Genomic DNA, 18,584 nt, shown 5'->3' with positions numbered 1-18,584 from the left:
GCAAAGGCCTACTTGACCTCTGCTCGCACCACGAGCCGTAGACCCACGGCCAGGGGGACGAGGAGCCACACCGTGCCGGTTGCCGCCAGATGGGCCCACTGCTGGGCGGAAAGCGGACCCTCAAGCAGAGCACCCGTCGCGAAGTCGAAGTCCACCCACGGCTGCAGCTCGCGGAACCAGTCCTGCTTGGCGGCCAGGATCAGCGCCAAGGTCGGCAACAGGAACTGGTAGAGGAAGTAGGCCACGAGGGCCGCGGACGAGCTGCGCACGAGCACGCCGAGCATGAAGCCGACCAGCATGCCGAGCACGTTGGCCAGCTCGATCGTGAGCAGGTTGACGGTCGTCAGGTCCCACACCGGGTCCACTCCGGCGATGGCGGCGCCGGCGACGTTGCCGGCGGCGCCGATCGCGAAGGCGACCGGGGTGGCGACCAGTGCGATGGCGACTGACGCGAGCAGTTTTCCCGCGATGACCCGTGAGCGGTGCGGGACCAGGGTGAAGGTCGTCAGGCCGCTGCGCTGGCTCCACTCGGCGGTGACCGACAAGATCGCGATGATCGGCAGGATCAGCGACATCGGCACGCTGATCGCCGCGGTGAACGTGCCGTAGGTCAGGTCTTCTCGCTCGGCGAACAGGATCACCATGCCCGTCGTGGCCATGGACACCAACGCGATGCTGGCCATGGTCCAGAAGCCGGACCGGGTGTCGAGCATCTTGCGCAGCTCGGTCGACGTGATCCTCTCCAGGGGGATGCCTCGCGGAGCGGCTGGCTCAGTCACGGGGTGGGGCGCACGGTGCTGGAGGATGGTCATGCCAGTGCTCCTTCGGGCTCGTGGTGGGGCTGGGTGTCGCGCTGCGTGTCTGCGGTGAGCTGGAGGAACATCTCCTCCAAGCCGGTGCCGTCGGCGGGCCGCAGCTCGAGAACGGGTACGCCGGCCGCGAAGGCGGTGCGCCCGACCTGGTCGGCGTCGGCCTGGGCGAGCAGACCGTCGGTCCCGACGTACGACGACGTGACCCCGCGCGCGTCGAGGGCGGCAGCGAGGGTCCGAGGCTCGGTCGTGCGCACGACGGCGCCCGCCGAGGCAAGCAGGTTGGACTTGGCGCCCTGCGCGACGATGCGGCCGTTGCCGATCACGACGAGGTCATCGGCGATCACCTCGATCTCGTGGAGCAGGTGCGAGGAGAGCAGCACGGTGCCGCCACGGTCGGCGAAGTCCCGAAGCAGCCCACGCATCCACCGGATGCCGGCCGGGTCCAGCCCGTTGGCCGGCTCGTCGAGGATCAGCACGGAGGGGTCCCCGATCAGCGCAGTCGCGAGCCCGAGCCGTTGCCGCATGCCGAGGGAGTAGTCGCGCACGCGCCGCGACGACTCAGCCGGGGTCAGGCCGACCAGGGCGAGCACCTCGTCGACTCGGGCCTTCGGCAGGCCCATGAACCGTTGGGCGATGGTGAGGATCTCCCGGCCGGTGCGCCCAGCGTGCTGGGCGGAGGCGTCGAGCAGCACGCCGACCTCGAGACCGGGGTTGGGCAGGTCGACGTAGCGGCGGCCGGCGACGGTCGCGCTGCCGGTCGTGGCGTGCGTGAGCCCGACGATGATCCGCATCGTCGTGGACTTGCCGGCGCCGTTCGGTCCGAGGAATCCGGTCACCCGGCCGGGCCGGGCAGTGAAGCTGACGTGGTCGACGGCGGTGAACTCGCCGTACCTCCGGGTGACCGAGTCGAGGGCAATCATGAGGTCGCTCCTGTTCGGGTGTTGGTGACGGAGAGCAGCGGCAGCCCGAGGTCGCGCACCTTCTGGATCAGGCCGTACAGGGCGGCCTGATCGGTGACCTGCCCATGGATGAGCGTGCAGCCGTCACCGAGGGCGGTGATCTCCATGCCGTCGAACCAGGAGGACCAGCGCTCTGCCAGACGGCCTTGAATGCGGATCTCATAGGTTTCGGTCTCGCTCATGCTCATGCTCCGGAACGTACGAGCCGATGTGGGGAGCGCGGATCACCACAAGTGGTGAGCGAGGTGGTGGTCTTGCCGTGGGGGCTCAGCCCCGGGCACGTCCCAGCAGCCCCAGCTCGTCTGCCCGCCGGACGGCCTCGCGCCTGTTGCCGACGCCGAGCTTTGCGTAGATGTTCTTGGTGTGCGTGCGCACGGTGTTGAGCGACACGAAGAGGTGCCGGGCGATGTCGGGGCCGCTCAGCTCGCTCGCGAGGAGGCGCAGCACGCCCAGCTCGCGGTCGCTGAGCGGGTCGACCAGGACGTCCCGTCGCGTCGGTTCGAGGGGTGCTCGGTCCGCCGAGCCCGTCAGCCGAGCGGCGTACGACGTGGCGCCGCCCCTCTTGGCCATTGCGGACAGCAGGGGCGCCATCGCGGGACCCTCTCCGGTGAAGATGCGCACGTACCCCTCTGGCTCGCCCAGCTCGAGGGCGCGTGACAGAGCGGCCATTGCCGCCCCGGTATCGCCATCGCGTTGCCGCGCGAGGGCGAGGAGGACCAGGATCTCCAGGGCCGTGCCGTGCCGGCCACCGGCCTCGGCCGCGGTCAGCAACCTCTCGAGGAAGCCGGCGACGGCGCGGTCGCCCGTGCCGAGGAGTGCCCGCGCCAGCGTGACGTGCTCGAACTCGCGCAGGTAGTCGAGCTCGTCTGTCACCGCCAACCCTCGCTGGGTCGCCCAGGCGAGCGCCTGCTCGGGCCTTCCCTGCTTGATCCAGACGCGGGCCCGCATCGCGGTGACGGGTCGTACGTCGGGTGAGAAGTCGAGGTCGTAGACCCGCTCCGCCTCGTCGAGCATCGTGAGCGCGCCGACCAGGTCTCCCTCGGCCTCCCGGACGTCGGCCTCGGCGATGCGCCAGCGGTGTGGGTGCTTGGGCAGGCCCAGGTGCTCACCGAGCTCCTGGGCGAGGCGCAGATGCTCCTTGGCCCTGGCGAGGTCGCCCTGCTCGAGATGGACCAGGCACAGACCGACGTGCATGTCCGGCGTACCGCGCGGCGGTCCAGCGGGCTGACGCTCGGCGAGATCGAGTGCGTCGCGGTAGGTGCGCTCCGCGTCGCGCAGCCGGCCCATCGTGAGCTGGAGGTCGGCCAGTGTGACGGTGCAGCCCAAGATGTCGGCGACGTAGCCCTCGAGCCTGAACCGGCGGATGGTCTCGGCGTACGCGGACCCGGCGGTGGAGAGGTCACCCTGACGCCACGAGGCCAGACCCATGAGGGCGGTGGCCGCACCGAATCCCAGGTTGTCGTCGGGGGCCAGCACCGCCAGCGCCGCCCGGCAGTGCTCGATGGTGGCGCCCACGTCGTCGGCCATCAGGGCCAGGCCCGCTCGGTGGATCGTGACCCAGCCCGGGAGCCGCTGCCACTGCAATGGGTGGGCCGCGAGGAGTCCGGACGGGGACTCGCCTGCGGGCAGCGCCTGGGCAGCCTCCACCCACTCCTCCGCGAGGCGCAGACGCGGCTCGACACCGCGGGTCTCGCCGGTCGACATCAGCGCTCCGACATAGCCGTTCGCGAGCACGGGACGACGCGCGTAGACCTCGTCGGGCATCGCCTCCATCCAGCGCCGCAGCTGGGCCTCCCGCCGTTCCTTGGTCATCACCGGCAGGGCGGCCTCCACGAGTCCGGCGGCGCGGTCGACGTCCCCGGCTGCGAGGGCGTGCTCGACGGCCGCCGTCGTGTCGCCCTCCTCCTCGAACCACGCGCTGGCGCGGCAGTGCAGCTCGCGCGCCTCACCGGGCAGCTCGTCGAGGAGCCGCGCTTGGAGCATGTCGGCGAAGAGGTGGTGGTAGCGGTACCACCGTCGCTGGTCGTCGAGCGGCACGAGGAAGAGGTTGTCGCGGTCGAGTGCCTCCAGCATCGCCCGTCCGTCGGTCCGTCCCGTGACGGCGTCGGTCAGGGGTCCTGAGAGCCGGGACAGCACGGACGTCCGGAGGAGGAAGTCCCGCACCGCTTCAGGCTGCCGGTGGACCACCTCCTCGACGAGGTAGTCCACGACGTGACGGTCGTCGCCGGCGAAGCCGTGGATGAACCCGGCGAGGTCCTCGCGCCCCTGCAGCGACAGGGCCGCGAGCTGGAGTGCGGCGACCCAGCCCTCCGTCCGGCCCTCCAAGGTGCTCACCTCGGCGGCGGACAGCTCGAGGCCCATTCCGGCGAAGTACGCCGCGGTCTCCGGCTCGGTGAACCGCAGGTCGGCGGCACGTACCTCGGCCAGCTCGCCACGGGCTCGCAGCCGCGCCAGCGGCAGCGGCGGGTCCGATCGCGTGGCGATGACCAGGCGGAGCTGTGGCGGGAGGTGGTCGACCAGGAATGCCATGGCCTCGTGGATCGCCGGCGCGTGGACCACGTGGTAGTCGTCGAGCACGAGCACGACGTCCTCGTCCGAGGCGGCCAGGTCGTTGATGATGCTGGTCAACACAGTGGTGATGGGCGCGCCTCCGGGCGATTCCAGGAGTGCCTGCGCGGACGCGCCCACCCCCGGCGCCGCCGTACGGAGCGCGGCGAGCACGTAGGCCCAGTACGACGAGGGGTCGCTGTCACCGGAGTCCAGGGACAGCCAGGCCACGGCCGGGCGGTCCGGCCGTGGCGCCCCACCGAGGAGCGACTGGGCGAGCAACGTGGACTTCCCGAAGCCGGCCGGCGCGGAGACGAGGAGCACCGCTGGTGCAGCCGCCAACCGCTGGGCCAGGCGTGGCCGGTCGACGAGCTTCCGGGTCACCCGGGGCGGGTAGAGCTTGGTCTGCAGCAGTGGCTCGCTGGTCACCGCGCCGACTCCTCTCGCCGCGAGCGGACGCGCATCCGCTCCCCCGGCCGGCCCCACTCCTTGCGGATGCCCTTGAGCCGCGGGCGCACGAGGTCGAGGGCAGCCGCGATCGTGGCGTGGTCGGACACGGAGGTCATTTCACGCCGGATTCCCAAGAATGGCAACCATAGTTGTCGTCGGACGTCAGCGGCGCGCGCTGGGTCCATGAACGAGTACGACGTGGTGGTCGTCGGTGGCCGGCCTCTCTGCAGCGCTGGTCCTGGCGCGCAGGCGCCGCCTGATGCCGCAGTCGCACCGGCTTCGTGCGCGGCTCCTGACCAGCCGCTGATTCACCCGGTCGCTCACCACGTGTGGTGATGCCCGCTCACCACATCGGCGCCTAGGTTCACGGTCCATCAGTCATCCAGCGGATCTGCGAAAGGCACCACCATGAACAGGTTCACCCGCAGCATTGCCATGGCGAGTGCGAGGCACCCCCGGCGCACCATCGCGACCTGGGTCGTCTTCCTCGGCGCCGTGTTCGCCCTCGCCGGAAGCGGCGGCGGCGCCTTCATCGACGCATTCAGCGCCAAGGGCAGTCAGAGCGAACGCGCCATGCAGCTGCTCGCGGAAAAGTTCCCCGAGGCGACCCATGCCCAAGCTCTGGTCGTCTTCGCGGTCGACGACGGCGAGACGCTGCAGAGTCAGCAGCCGGTCGTCGACGAGGTTCTGGCCGACGTCGCCCAGGCAGACCATGTCGTGTCCGTGGCCGACCCCTTCTCGTCCGGGACCATCTCGGACGACGGCCGGGTCGGCTACGCAACGCTCACCCTGGACGTCACGCCGGGCGAGCTGGGCAAAGGGGGCTTCGTGCCGCTGACGGAGCTGGTCGACGCGTCAAACACCGCCGACCTCCGAGTCGAGCTCGGTGGTGACGCCGTGTTCCTCGACGCTCCCGACGAGACGTCGCCGTTGGAGGGCGTCGGGATCCTGATCGCGCTGCTCGTGCTGCTGGTGGCGTTCGGGACCGTCGTGGCGGCCGTGGTGCCGATCGGTCTCGCCCTCGTGGCGGTCGGCGCGGGCATCGGCGGCATCTTCGTGCTCGCCAGCATCATGGACGTCTCGCCGTCGGCGATCCCGATCGCGGGGATCGTCGGGCTGGGAGTCGGCATCGACTACGCCCTGTTCATTGTCGCCCGCTACCGGGAGAACCGCAGCGCCGGGCGGGACAACAGCACCGCCCTCGCCGACGCGATGTCCTCGTCCGGAGCGGCGGTCGTCTTCGCCGGTGGCACCGTGATCATCGCGATGGCGTCCCTCGCCTTCACCGGTCTTGGCGCCCTGACCTCCATCGGCCTGGCCACCGCCATCGTCGTCTTGAGCGCGGTCGCGGCCGCCACCACCTTGCTGCCCGCACTGCTCGGACTGCTCGGCGACCGCATCGACACTGGCCGGCTGGTTCGTCGTCACCGCCCCGCCAGGCGCGCCGAGGAGACCGCGTGGTGGCGTTTCGCCCACCGGGTCTCGGGACGGCCCTGGCCCTACCTGATCGGTGCCGTCTTCGCCCTGCTTGCCTTCGCCGCACCGGCCTTCGCCATGCAGACAGCTTGGCCTGCGGCCGGTGATGCTCCCCGCGACACGACGTACCGACAGGCCTACGACCTGCTGGACGAGGGCTTCGGGCCCGGGATCAACGGGCCGCTGGTGGTCGTCGTCGACCTCGAAGTCCCTGGCGTCAGCGCCGATGGAGTGTCTGCGCTGGCCGAGGACATCCGCACGAGCGGTCGTATCGCCTCGGTCACCGAGCCGCTGACCTCCGCGGACGGCAGCACCGTGGTCTTCGCGGCCATGCCGACGACGGGTCCCGCCGATCTGGAGACCTCCGTCGCCCTGGCCGCGGTCCGTGACGTGCTGCCCGACAACGTGTACGTCACCGGGCTCACCGCGATGACCACCGACCTCAACGGCCAGCTCTCCGACACCCTGCCCCTCTTCATGGGGGCAGTGCTGATCGCGTCGTTCCTGCTGCTGATGCTGGTCTTCCGATCCGTCGTGGTCCCGCTCAAGGCCGTGGTCATGAACATGCTCTCGATCGGCGCTGCCTACGGCGTCCTGGTGGCCGTCTTCCAGTGGGGCTGGGGCAGCAGCCTGATCGGCCTCGAAGGACCGACACCGATCACCTCGCTGATCATCGTGATCATGTTCCCCATCCTGTTCGGCCTCTCCATGGACTACGAGGTGTTCCTCATCTCGCGGATCCGCGAGGAGTACGAGCGGACCGGCGACAACACCGAATCGGTCGCCCGAGGCATGGCCGGGACAGGGCGGGTCATCACGTCCGCCGCCCTGATCATGATCGCCGTCTTCCTCGCCCTCGTCGCCAGCCCCGTGCCGTCGCTGAAGATGCTCGGCCTCGGGCTCGCCACGGCGATCCTCGTCGATGCCACCCTCGTCCGCATGGTCCTGGTGCCGGCCACCATGGCCCTGCTGGGCAAGGCCAACTGGTGGCTCCCCGGCTGGCTCGACAAGATCCTGCCGCACCTGACCGTCGAGGGCGCCGCCCATGACAGCCAGCCCGAGCGGGAAGTCGATGCGACCTACCGACCGGCGACCGGGGGCCGCATGTCGGACGAGGAAGAGCTCGTCTCCCCCTGAGAGCCGACCAGCCGGTACGCAGGCCCCCGCGCTTTCCAGGCGGGGGCCTGCGTGCCGCCGTCGTTGTGGCCCGCTTCCTTCTCGTGATCGCCCTCGGTCTGGGGCTGATGAAGGACTCCAGGTTGTGGTCGCTCTGGTCACGGGCGACCCGCCGCCGGTCGTCGCGCTGACCGGGCACCCGACCTCTCCGGTTCACATCCTGGACCTGGGCCTGGTCGTTCCCCTGATGCTGTTGCGTCCCGCTGGTTGCGCCAGCGCCGTCCGTGGGGGCTTGTCGCCGCCAGCGTGCTTCTCGTCAAGGGCGTCACGGTCGGCCTCGGCCTGCTCGCCGCGAATGCCTTCGCCGTCCTCGCAGGGACAACAACTGATGCCCGCTGAACGCGCTCTGGGTGGTCATCGCTGCCGGAAGCGCCTGGGCCCTTGTTGTGCTTCTCTGACATGTCCATGCGGCGCCGTCAGCCTGACCGAGCGTGCGAGCCGCCTAACGGGGTCACGGCGACCTTGCGGCGTTGTCAGCGCCCGATGCGTCCGAGGTGGGTGTCCTTGAAGTCGGTCTCGTACTTGAGGCCGTACCCCAAGGCCCGGTCCATCCCGATGTGGGCGAGCCACACCAGCGCGACTCCCTGCCACAGCGGCTGATCGGCAACGAACGCCAGAACGCCGAGCACCGCCGGCGCCGGGTAGGAATGGGCGAAGTTGTACAGCCTCGCGCCCGCCGTACTCGATTTCGCGTAGCCGACCATGAAGACGTCGGGGACGAACAGCAGCACGGGCACGAGCCACCAGGGCTGGTCCAGCCCGGCGAAGTATGCCGCGAGGGCGGCGGCCAGGAGAACCACTCCCTCCGACCGGAGGATCCGCAGCGGCATCCCGGAGACCGCAGGCGTCGACGTCAGGACTCTGTGCGGCGCCTCCAGCGTCATGTGCGGACACCCCATGGGTACAAGGCTTCTCGGGCCATCACGCGGTTCCGCTGAGCTAGGCGGCGGGCGGTCTCCAGCGCCAGGTCGGAAAGAGCCTGCGCCGCGGCGGCAGCCTCCCGCTCCAGGGAGAGGTCGAATGCAGCCACCATCACTGCGATGCGCGCCGCGGCCTCTGTGACTGCTTGAGCAACGCGCGCCGCGGCGAGGGCGCTGTCGACCGTAGCCGTGTCAGCGGCAGCTTGCACCGTTGCGGCCATGCGTACCGCGACGACTGAGGTCTGGGCCTCGGTGCCTGAGGAGCCGACGAGCCTCTTGGCCTGAGCCGCCGCCCCGGCGAGCCGCGCCGCTTGCGCTGTGCCCAGCGACCGCATCTCGGCAGCGGCCAGGGCTGCCTCGCTGGCAATCACCCGGGCAGCCTCAGCAGCAGCGAACGTCCTGGCATGACGAGCCTTCACCGCTGCCGATGCCGCCCGCTCCGCAGCGACCGCGACCGACGCAGCCGTCTCCAGCACGGCCTCTGCCGCTGCCTGGGCCTGTGTCTCCAGGACGATGGCAACCGCCTCGGCGACCACGGCATCAGCTGCGACGGAGCCGACGTCGCGCGCGGCAGGCATGACCCGAGACTCCCGGAAGGGGTCCTGACCCAGAACCTCGAACATGAGCGCTTGAACGTCGGAGCTCCGGAATCGCCGATGCCCACCCGGGGTGCGCGTGGAGGCAATCCTGCCTTTCGTCGCCCAGCGGCTGACGGTCTTCGGGTCGACGAAGACCAGGGCCGCTACGTCCCCAGGGGTGAGGAGATGCTCGTTAGGTGCCTTCTGTGCGGCCATGGAACTCTCCTAGGTGGTAGCGACCCCCTCGCTCCGCACCCGGAACGCCATGGGAGATCTGTCGCCACTGTTTCAGAGAGTAGCCCCACATTCCCCGTTGCCCTGCGGCCACGGTGACTCGGCGAAGGTTGTCCGACAAGGTCGTCCCCTTTCGGGCTCAAGCGGTCCTGTTCAGGCGTTCCGCCGTCCCCGCGCTGCTCGTAGCGTCAACAGCGGGCACCTTGTCTCGCCGCGACACCGCGTCAGCCCCAGTGTGCTCCCCTACTAGGAGTTCCTCATGGAGCGCTTCGCCCGCCTCGTCATGCATCACCGCCGGATAGTCAGCGCCATCTGGTTGACGCTCTTCATCGGCGGCATGGTGTCGGTCAGCCCGTTGGGTGATCGGTGGTCGCTGGACTTCTCCCTGCCAGGACAACCGGGCGACAACGCCGAACAGCAGCTCATCGACACCTACGGCGTGAGCACCTTCGACTCCTATCTCGCCGTCGTGACAGTGCCGCAAGGCGAGACGGTCGAGGGGAACAGGGCCGCTGTGGCCGGTGTGATCAGCGCTGGAGTCGCGGCTGTTCCAGACGTGCAGCTTCGCGTGGTGGACTACGCCAGCACCAACGACCCGGGCTTCGTGACCGACGACGGCCGCACGACGTACGCCTTGATCCAGGCTCCGGTCCCGGTGACGTTCGGTCCCTACATCGAGACCCAGCTCGACCCCGCGCTGACCGAGGCAGCCCGGGCCGCCGGCTTCGAGAGCGGCCTGACCTCCTACGGGCTGCTGTCGGCGGGCGGTGACCAGGAAAGCTCGAGCGTCCTGATCGAGACCCTGATCGCCGCCGCCGGCGCGCTGCTGGTGCTGCTCTTCGTGTACGCGTCGTTCCTGGCACTGCTGCCGCTGCTCATCGCCGGGGTGTCGATCCTGGTCACGTTCATGCTCGTGCTCGGGCTCACGACGTTCACCGATGTCAGCATCATCGTCATGTTCCTCGTCGCGCTGATCGGGCTCGGGGTCGCCATCGACTACTCGCTGATCCTGGTGTCACGGTGGCGGGAGGAACGCGCGCACGGCCGCAGCAACGAGGAAGCGGTCGTCGTCGCGATGAAGACGGCCGGGCACGCCGTCATGGCCTCGGGCGTCACCGTGGCGATCAGCCTGCTGGCGCTGCTGATCCTGCCGGTGCCGGCCCTGCGCAGCATGGGCGTCGCCGGGATGCTGATCCCGCTGGTCAGCGTGGCTGTGGTGCTCACCCTGCTCCCGGCGCTGCTGTCCAGCGTCGGCCCGCGCATCGACTACCCCCGCATCCGCAAGGAAGGCGCCGCCTCCCGTGGTTGGTCGGCCTGGGCACGGCTGATCGTCAGGCACCGCGTCATCGCCACCGCGACGGCGCTGATGGTGCTGGGCCTCCTCATCGCGCCCGTGTTCAGCCTCAAGATCGGGCCGGGCTCCAGCTTGGAGTCCCTCGCGCAGAACGGCCCCCGCTTCGACACGCTCCAGACGCTGACAGACGGCGGCGTCGGCGCGGGGATCATCACCCCCATCGAGGTGCTCGTCCCCGCCAGTGACGCCACCGCGGCTGCCCAGGCAGCCCGCAGCGTCGACGGCGTCCAGCTGGCCGTGGTGGGCACCACCAGCGGCGACAGCGCCGTCATCGACGTGTTCCCGAGCCAGCCGACGCTCGACAGCGATACCTCGACGGTCGTCAGCGACATCCGGGCAGCCGTCGAATCCGCGGTGAGCGACCAGGTCGGCATCACCGGCCTCGGTCCCACCATCGTGGACTACTTCAGCGCGGTCTACGACAATTTCCCCTATGTGCTGGCGATGATCGCCCTCATCACCTTCGTGCTGCTGATCCGTACCTTCCGGTCGGTGCTGCTGCCGCTCAAGGCTGTGCTCGTCAACCTGCTCTCCCTGGCCGCCGTGTTCGGATCGGTCGTGTTCTTCTGGCAGCTCGGCCACGGCTCCGACGTTCTCTTCGACGTCGCTCCCACCGGCGCGATCAACTTCTGGCTCCCAGTCGTGATCTTCGCGTTCCTGTTCGGGTTGTCGATGGACTACGAGGTCTTCATCCTGACCCGGATGCGGGAGGAGTACGACCGCACCGGCGACACCAGCATGGCCGTCATCACCGGGATCGGCCGTACCGGCCGGCTCGTCACGTCCGCCGCCCTGATCCTGTTCTTCTCCTTCTCGGCCATCGCGACCTCGCCCGGGACCGACACCAAGGTGCTCGGAACCGCCCTGGGGGTCGGCATCCTCATCGACGCCACCATCGTCCGAGCCCTGCTGGTGCCCGCCCTGGTCAGCCTGTTCGGCCGGTGGAACTGGTGGCTGCCCGGCTGGCTCGCACGTGCCCTGTTCGTCGAGCCTTCGCCGCTCCACCCCGTCCGCATCGTGCCACCCGAAGCGCTGCCGAATCCGGGCAAGCTGCCGGTCGGCGTCAACTAAAAGCCACTCAGGCCCGAAACCCCGACAGGAAGTCCGCATGATCGCCATCAAAGGACTGAGCAAGCAGTACGGCACGACCCTCGCCGTCGATGACGTCAGCTTCACCGCCAGGCCGGGTCGGGTGACGGGCTTCCTGGGGCCGAACGGCGCCGGGAAGTCGACCACCCTGCGGATCATGGTCGGGCTCACCCGTCCCGACGCCGGGAGCGCCACGATCTCTGGGCGCCACTATGTGGATCTCCCCAACCCGGGACTCGAGGTCGGCGTGCTCCTGGACGCCTCCGCCCAGCACGCCGGACGCACCGGCCGGGAGATCCTCACCCTGGCCCAGCAGTTCATGGGTGTTCAGCGAAGCCGCGTCGAGGACCTGCTCGAGACCGTCAGCCTGACATCGGCTGAGGCATCGCGTCGGGTCGGTGACTACTCACTCGGGATGCGCCAACGGCTCGGGATCGCAACCGCGCTGATGGGGGACCCCGAGGTGCTGATCCTCGACGAACCCGCCAACGGGCTCGACCCGGCCGGCATCCGCTGGATGCGTGACCTGCTCCGCGGCTACGCCGACCGCGGCGGCACCGTCCTGCTGTCCTCGCACCTGCTTCACGAGATCGAGGTCATCGCCGACGACATCGTGATGATCGGCCTCGGCCGGATCGTCTCCATGGGCACCAAGAGCGCGCTGCTGCACGAAGCCGGCACCGTGGTCCGAGCCGTCGACCTCCTGGCGGTCGCGCTCGCGCTGACCGCGAACGGGCTGACCGCGGTCCCCTCCGACGGCGGGGCGCTGCGCACCGACGCGGACGCCGCCCGGGTCGGGGAGATCGCCCTGGAGGCCGGCATCGCGCTCACCGAGCTGCGGGCCGCCACCGGCGCCGGCCTGGAAGAGATGTTCCTCGAGCTGACCGCCGCCACCCAACGTGAAGGAGTGCCGGCATGACCATCATCGCAGCAGTCCCCGACCGCGCCTTCCGCACGGCCACGCCCCGCCCGATACCCCTGACTCGCATCACGGGGGTCGAGCTCCGCAAGATGTTCGACACCCGCTCCGGGTTCTGGTTGATCGCCAGCATCGCGATCACTTCGCTCCTGGCCGCCGGTGGCGTCATCCTCTGGGCCCCGGACGGCGAACTCACCTACTCCACCTTCGCGACCGCCATCCGCTTCCCGGTCGTCATCATCCTGCCGTTGATCGCGATCCTCGCGGTGACCAGCGAATGGAGCCAGCGCACCGGGCTCACCACCTTCACCCTGGTCCCGCACCGGAGCCGGATCATCACCGCGAAGGCGATCTCCTCGGTTGCGATCGCCATCGCCGCGATGGTGCTGGCCTTCGCGGTCGGTGCGGTCGGCAACCTGCTCGGCGCTGCCATAACCGGCAGCACCCTGGTGTGGGACGTGACGCTGACCCAGTGCCTGTACTACGTCCTCGGCATGGTGCTGAGCCTGCTGACCGGCTTCATGCTCGGGGTGCTCATCCGCTCCTCGACCGGGGCCATCGTGGCCTACTTCATCCTGACGTTCCTGGTGCCCACGGTGTTCAGCCTGCTGGCTGAGAGCCAGCAGTGGTTCCACGACCTGCAGCCGTGGGTGGACATCCAGTTCGCCCAGGCGGGTTTGTTCGTCTTCGCCCAGTCCCTCACCGGTCAGGAGTGGGCCCACATCGCCGTCACGGGCGTCACCTGGCTGCTCATCCCGCTACTCGTCGGCCTCCGCCTGGTGATGAGGTCGGAGGTCAAGTAGCGACCGGCACGCCGCCCGGCCCGCGATATGGGATCAGCCACGTGCTCTATCGAACGAGAGGAAAGCGCCATGTACCGAGGACGTTCCCTGGGCGGTAGCGGCCCGCGCCCGCGCGCCACGTCGGGCCCCCAACGACTGGCCCGGGCAGCAGCGGTACACCCGTGGCGAGTCGTAGCCGCGTGGGCGCTCGTCCTGGCCGCGTCCGTCGTAGCCATCGGGACCCTGATCGGTTCGGCGTTCACCTCCGACGGCAGCATCACCACCAATCCCGACTCGATGAAGGCCCAGCAGGTCCTCGCCGACAACTTCTCCCAGGCTGACCGGACCGACGACGCCATCATCATCCACTCCGCCCAGTTGACCAGCGAGGACCCACAGTTCCGCGGCTTCGTCGCCGACCTTCGATCGGCGGTCGAAGCCACCGGCGCTGCGCAGACGGTTCGGGACCCCTACGCGGCAAACGGGTTCGGCATCTCCGAGGACGGGCACGCGGCAGTGGTCACCCTCGTCCTCGGGCACGACCCCGAAGCCGGCATCGTGAGGGTTCTCGACGAGGTTCGCGCCGCCGACGCCGACGCCACGTTCGTCGTCGACATCACCGGCGCCAACACCTTGGACCACGATTTCACCAAGCTCTCGGAGTCCGACCTCACCAACGGGGAACTGAAGTTCGGCCTGCCGGCCGCGCTCATCGTGCTGGTCCTGGTCTTCGGAGCGCTGGTGGCCGCGTTCCTGCCCATGAGCATCGCGATCATCTCCATCGTCGTCACCGTGGCAATCTCCTCGGTGCTCGGACAGGTCACGCCCCTGTCGTTCTTCATCGTCAACATGATCACCGCGATGGGACTCGCCCTCGGCATCGACTACAGCCTGTTCGTGCTGTCCCGGTACCGGGAGGAGCGACAGGCCGGTCGCGACAAGATCGACGCCATCGTCGCCACCGGTGGCACCAGCAGCAAGGCGGTGCTCTTCTCCGGCACCTCCTTCGTCGTGGCCCTTCTCGGGCTGCTCCTGGTCCCGGACACCATTTTGCGCAGCCTCGCACTCGGCGCGATCATCGTCGGCGTTGTCACCATGGCCGCTGCCGTCACCCTGCTGCCGGCCCTGCTGTCCCTGCTCGGCGACCGGGTCAACGCCCTTCGGCTGCCCCTGGTCGGGCGGGACCACCCCGCCGAGAGCCCGTTCTGGACGCGAGCTGTGGATGCCGTCGTCCGCCGCCCGGCGACCTTCCTCGCCGCCGGCGTGATCATCCTCCTCGCGGCGGCCTTCCCCGTGCTGGGCCTGTCCACGGGTACGTCCGGGGTCAGCTCGCTACCCGACAGCTCCTACGCCAAGGCCGGCGCCCTCGCCCTCGAGCGGAGCTTCCCAGGCACGTCGACGACCGACCCGGCGCAGGTGGTCATCTCCGGGAACGTCACCTCCACTGAGGTCACCGCAGCGATCGAACGGTTCAAGGCCTCGGTCGTCGATGACCCGGACTTCGGGCCCTGGGATCAGCAGGTGGCCGAGAACGGCCAGGTCGCGGTGATCAGCGTGCCGCTGATCGGTGACCCGGACAACGCTCAGGCACGCCGGGGACTCGACCGGCTGCGCACGGACCTGGTGCCCGCCGCGTTCGACGGCACCGACAGCAGCGTCCTGGTCGGCGGCGCCACCGCCGAGAACGTCGACTACTCCGACGTCATCAACAAGTGGCTGCCCCTCGTCCTCGCCTTCGTCCTCGGGCTGAGCTTCCTGCTGCTGACCCTGGTGTTCCGTTCCCTGGTCCTCTCCGCGACCGCCGTGGTCCTGAACCTGCTCTCGGTCGGCGCGGCGTACGGCCTGCTCGTCCTGGTGTTCCAGCACGGGATCGGGGCCGGCCTGCTCGGCCTGCAGCAGGTCGAACGCGTCGAAGCCTGGGTGCCGATATTCCTGTTCTCGGTGCTGTTCGCGCTCTCGATGGACTACCACGTCTTCCTGCTCAGCAGGATCCGGGAACGCTACGCAGAGACCGGGGACACCAACCAGGCCGTCGTGCACGGCATCGCCGCCACCGGACGGATCATCACCGGCGCTGCGCTGATCATCGTGGTCGTCTTCGCCGGCTTCGCGGCCGGCCAGCTGGTCATGTTCCAGCAGATGGGGTTCGGCGTAGCCGTCGCCCTGCTTGTCGACGCCACCCTCATCCGGATGGTCGTCGTGCCCGCCGCGATGGCGCTCCTCGGACGCTGGAACTGGTACCTGCCCAGCTGGCTGAGCTGGTTGCCCGAGCTGCACGTCGAGGGCGATCCCGACCCCGCGCCCACTGCCGGCGGCAGCCACGGACACCCCCGACCGATCCGGCCGGCGACCGTCGTCCTGAGGAGCTGAACCTCATGACCGACTCCACCCGGCACACCGACACACGCACCTGGCTGCTCTGGCTCGTCGGCGCGCTCGCCTTCCCCATCGCCGGACTGGCCGGCACCGCCATCGTCGGCCGGGTGGATGACGCAGGCAGCGCGCTGATCGGTGGGACGCTCACCGGGCTCGTCCTGGGCGCCGGACAGGCGCTGGTGAGTCGTCGCCGACTCGACCCGCGGCGATGGGTACCGGCCACCGCGGCAGGGATGGGCGCCGGTCTGCTGCTGGGCGCCTGGACCGTCGACTACGGCACCTCCCTGGCCGATCTCATCCTCATGGGCGCCCTCACCGGTCTGGTCCTCGGCCCGGCCCAGGCGCTCGCCCTCCCCCGCCAGGCGAATCACGGCTGGAGCTGGGCGGTCGCGATACCGGCGATGTGGGCACTCGGCTGGACCGCCACCACGCTGGGCGGCATTCACGTCGAGGAGCAGTTCACCATCTTCGGCATGTACGGCGCCCTGACCTTCACGGCGGTCTCCGGGGCACTCCTGCATCGGCTGCTGCCCTACCACGACACCGTCCAGGCTCCCGTGGCCATGGCCCACGTCTGACTCCGGCTACGCAGCTCTGCGGCGACAGCGGACTTGTCGGTCCCGGCAATCCCCGTCACAAGCACGCGCGTCCCGAGCGGTTAGGCGCCGCTCTGCCCAGGGCGCGCCGGCAGGAGCTCTCGCTGTCCGAACGCGCCGGCGCCCCGGGACTCGGTAGTCCCGGGGCGCCGGCATAGCCATGAAACGGTCACCACCGCGTGTGGAACCACGCGTCCTTGCCGGCCGTCCCGAAGGCCGTGACGGACGCCGAGTCGCCCAGGGCTCCCCAGCTACCGCTGTTGAAGTAGCCGAGCGAGACCAGGCCGGGGTAGAGGCGGGCCTGGCTCGGGATGGCCTTCAGCCAGTCCGGCCGGCGGGGGTCGGCGATGCAGCCGTACTCACCCAGGCCGAAGGGCAGCTTCTTGGCGGTCACGTCGACCGGGTCCAGCAGCCCGCCTCGGATGGAGTTGTAGAAGGGCGCGACCATCTGGCCGAAGCTGCGCCAGTTGGTCGCCTTGTGGTTGTAGGGATCCCACATGATGACGTTGACGTAGTTGGGGCCGGGCCAGAGCTGCTGCAGGGACCAGGCCTTGCTGGGGTCCGTCGCGGTCCAGCCCGAGACCGTCCAGGCCCACAGCACGTTGGTGACGCCCCGGGCGCGGAACCGGTCGACGATGTACCGGTACGCCGCCGCGAACTCTGCTCGGGTGCCGGCGGCTGCCCGGATCTTGGCGGTGCCGCCGATGTCGGGGCGGTCGTCCATCTCGGGGTCGATGTCGACGATGAACTTGGCCGACGGGGTGGCCTTGACCTTGTTCGCCACCGCGTCGAGGTAGCGGTCGAGCGAGCCGCTGGTGACCTGCCGGTAGGTCCAGGTCTTCTGGGCGTTGCCGCTGCGATCGTAGGACGACGCCCCCGGCGCCGGCTGCAGGGCCGAGTCGTAACCGCCGTCGTAGGACACCATCTCCCAACCGATGTGAATGGTCCGGCCCGCGGCGGCCTGCGAGAGCATCCCCGATGTCGGCCACATGTTGTTGGTGGCGTCGAAGTCCTTGAAGTGGTGGATCAGGTCGAACTTGCGCCCGATCTTGGTCTCCATGGAGGTGGGGTCCGCACCACCCGACCCGTAGTAGCCGAACAGCGCGCCGGTGCCCTGCGCCGGCAACACCCCGGAGACGGTGGGGCTGGGAGGGGGCGGAGGAGCGGGAGTCGTCGTGGTCGCCAGCGGCGCGACGCTGACGTCGTCGACGAGGAAGGACTTGCCGGCGCCGAGGTCCCAGGCGAGGGCGTTCACATCGATGCTCGCCCCGGACTTGGCGGCCACCACGTCCAGCGTGAGCTGGTGCCAGGCCGTGTCGGTGGCCCAGTGGTAGCTCTGCTTGCTCGACAACAGCACGTTGCTGGCGTCGAACTGGAGCAGGCGCAGCACCAGGGAGGTGTTGGCCTGGCTCGCGCGCAGCCAGGCCGTCGCCCGGTAGGTCAGACCCGCGGTCGTGCTCGGAACGCTGTTCGGCGAGTCGTTCAGGACCGTGGTGGCCGCGGCGGCCGACGTGTTGGACACCCGGGCGGCGTAGCTGCCGGTGTGCCCGCCCGCGACCCGGGCCAGCGCCACGGGAGCTGAGCCGTCGTCCTTCGGGGTGGCGATCCAACCGGTGGTGCTGGTCTCGAAGGTCCCGTTCGAGACCTCCTCGCCGGCCGAGGCGGTCGAACCCAGGACGACATTGCTGGCGATGACGGCGGTCACGCAGGTCAGCGCGGCCATTCCTATGCGAAGGCCCTGGCGCCAGCCCGTGGCGGACGGCTTGGACCGATGGATTGTGTGGTCTGCCCGGTGCGCGGGCCTGTGCAGTGCTGTCATGGGGGCATGACGGAGCAAGGGAGATCCTCTCCTCACGCCTGCGGGGTGAGCTGTCGGGTTCGGGCGGGAGGTGCCCGGCCGCAATCACGCGGCTTCACCCCTAGGTCGCGCTAGCGACCGTCATCCATGGTTCCCCCGCCCCTGCCGAGCGTGTTCGAAAGCCTGGTCGCGTGCGGGGCAGGATTCGGCGAACCGCACGGACAGCGCCAACGGGTGGGCGCGGGCCTCAACTTAGAGGTTGCTCTCAGGACACGGCAAGTGACGCACGGCAACTTGAGGGGAAGTTGAGACGATCCTGACCTCGGCCCAACCTGCCCGGGCCGCACTCTGCCGCCGCGAGGGTTCGCTCCAACGGCTAGATGTACTCGGCCATCAGGTTGGTAGCCGGCTGACGGGTGGGTGCCCTGCGAGTGCGCTGTGGCGTCGGTCAGTGTTGTAGTGCTCGAGCCAGGGTGCAAGGGCGGCGGTGCGTTGGTCGTTGCTGGTGAAGATTTGCC

Annotated in this window: 14 protein-coding genes, 1 pseudogene and 1 riboswitch; of the genes and pseudogenes, 6 read left to right on the top strand and 9 right to left on the bottom strand. The window is 69.5% G+C overall.

Annotated features, from left to right (window positions below; all coding sequences use genetic code 11):
• Nucleotides 1-8 precede the first annotated feature (8 nt).
• The 5 genes from VF612_RS13515 to VF612_RS13495 all read right to left on the bottom strand — a co-directional run bounded on the left by VF612_RS13515 (nt 9) and on the right by VF612_RS13495 (nt 4,875).
• Nucleotides 9-812 (bottom strand): ABC transporter permease subunit, encoded by an 804-nt coding sequence (locus VF612_RS13515; protein ID WP_408660373.1) that lies wholly within the window; start codon nt 810-812, stop codon nt 9-11.
• On the bottom strand, nt 809-1,732 hold the full coding sequence (locus tag VF612_RS13510; protein WP_408660372.1) for an ABC transporter ATP-binding protein: 924 nt from the start codon (nt 1,730-1,732) through the stop codon (nt 809-811). The genes VF612_RS13515 and VF612_RS13510 overlap by 4 nt, the downstream gene beginning before the upstream one ends.
• Nucleotides 1,729-1,959, bottom strand: coding sequence for a hypothetical protein (locus VF612_RS13505; RefSeq protein ID WP_408660371.1), 231 nt, complete (start codon nt 1,957-1,959; stop codon nt 1,729-1,731). The genes VF612_RS13510 and VF612_RS13505 overlap by 4 nt, the downstream gene beginning before the upstream one ends.
• Before the next feature lie 79 nt (nt 1,960-2,038).
• Entirely contained in the window at nt 2,039-4,747 is a 2,709-nt protein-coding gene (locus tag VF612_RS13500; RefSeq protein WP_408660370.1) for a LuxR C-terminal-related transcriptional regulator, read from the bottom strand.
• Nucleotides 4,744-4,875 (bottom strand): hypothetical protein, encoded by a 132-nt coding sequence (locus VF612_RS13495; RefSeq protein ID WP_408660369.1) that lies wholly within the window; start codon nt 4,873-4,875, stop codon nt 4,744-4,746. Before VF612_RS13495 ends, VF612_RS13500 begins: the two co-directional genes overlap by 4 nt.
• Before the next feature lie 388 nt (nt 4,876-5,263).
• On the opposite strand from VF612_RS13495, the gene VF612_RS13490 reads away from it, so the two are divergent.
• Nucleotides 5,264-7,381, top strand: a complete 2,118-nt coding sequence (locus tag VF612_RS13490; protein ID WP_408660368.1) for an MMPL family transporter — start codon at nt 5,264-5,266, stop codon at nt 7,379-7,381.
• A 512-nt stretch (nt 7,382-7,893) separates the two neighbouring features.
• Here VF612_RS13490 and VF612_RS13485 read toward each other — a convergent pair.
• Both VF612_RS13485 and VF612_RS13480 read right to left on the bottom strand, forming a co-directional pair.
• Nucleotides 7,894-8,304, bottom strand: a complete 411-nt coding sequence (locus VF612_RS13485; RefSeq protein WP_408660367.1) for a DUF4260 domain-containing protein — start codon at nt 8,302-8,304, stop codon at nt 7,894-7,896.
• Nucleotides 8,305-8,951: 647 nt separating this feature from the next.
• A pseudogene (locus tag VF612_RS13480) lies at nt 8,952-9,134 on the bottom strand (BldC family transcriptional regulator); the annotation flags it as partial.
• A 277-nt stretch (nt 9,135-9,411) separates the two neighbouring features.
• Here VF612_RS13480 and VF612_RS13475 point away from each other — a divergent pair.
• The 5 genes from VF612_RS13475 (at nt 9,412) to VF612_RS13455 (ending at nt 16,250) form a co-directional block, all read left to right on the top strand.
• Nucleotides 9,412-11,577, top strand: a complete 2,166-nt coding sequence (locus VF612_RS13475; RefSeq protein ID WP_408660366.1) for an MMPL family transporter — start codon at nt 9,412-9,414, stop codon at nt 11,575-11,577.
• 37 nt (nt 11,578-11,614) lie between these two features.
• Nucleotides 11,615-12,514 carry an ABC transporter ATP-binding protein gene (locus VF612_RS13470; RefSeq protein ID WP_408660365.1) on the top strand — a complete coding sequence of 300 codons (900 nt, stop codon included), beginning with the start codon at nt 11,615-11,617 and terminating at the stop codon, nt 12,512-12,514.
• Nucleotides 12,511-13,317, top strand: coding sequence for an ABC transporter permease (locus VF612_RS13465; protein ID WP_408660364.1), 807 nt, complete (start codon nt 12,511-12,513; stop codon nt 13,315-13,317). Before VF612_RS13470 ends, VF612_RS13465 begins: the two co-directional genes overlap by 4 nt.
• A gap of 69 nt (nt 13,318-13,386) precedes the next feature.
• Entirely contained in the window at nt 13,387-15,666 is a 2,280-nt protein-coding gene (locus VF612_RS13460) for an MMPL family transporter (protein ID WP_408660363.1), read from the top strand.
• Between the two features lie 5 nt (nt 15,667-15,671).
• Nucleotides 15,672-16,250 carry a hypothetical protein gene (locus VF612_RS13455; protein WP_408660362.1) on the top strand — a complete coding sequence of 193 codons (579 nt, stop codon included), beginning with the start codon at nt 15,672-15,674 and terminating at the stop codon, nt 16,248-16,250.
• Between the two features lie 187 nt (nt 16,251-16,437).
• Here VF612_RS13455 and VF612_RS13450 read toward each other — a convergent pair whose 3' ends face one another.
• Nucleotides 16,438-17,973: a glycosyl hydrolase gene (locus tag VF612_RS13450; protein WP_408660361.1), complete on the bottom strand. Its 1,536-nt coding sequence runs from the start codon at nt 17,971-17,973 to the stop codon at nt 16,438-16,440.
• A 135-nt stretch (nt 17,974-18,108) separates the two neighbouring features.
• Nucleotides 18,109-18,248: riboswitch (cyclic di-AMP (ydaO/yuaA leader) on the bottom strand.
• A gap of 211 nt (nt 18,249-18,459) precedes the next feature.
• A partial coding sequence (locus tag VF612_RS13445) for an integrase core domain-containing protein (protein ID WP_408660399.1) occupies nt 18,460-18,584 on the bottom strand: 125 nt, incomplete at its 5' end.

Origin of the sequence: Jatrophihabitans sp., from assembly GCF_036388195.1 — a bacterium.
Taxonomy (GTDB): domain Bacteria; phylum Actinomycetota; class Actinomycetes; order Mycobacteriales; family Jatrophihabitantaceae; genus Jatrophihabitans_A.
This window is presented reverse-complemented; position numbering and strand designations above follow the sequence as displayed.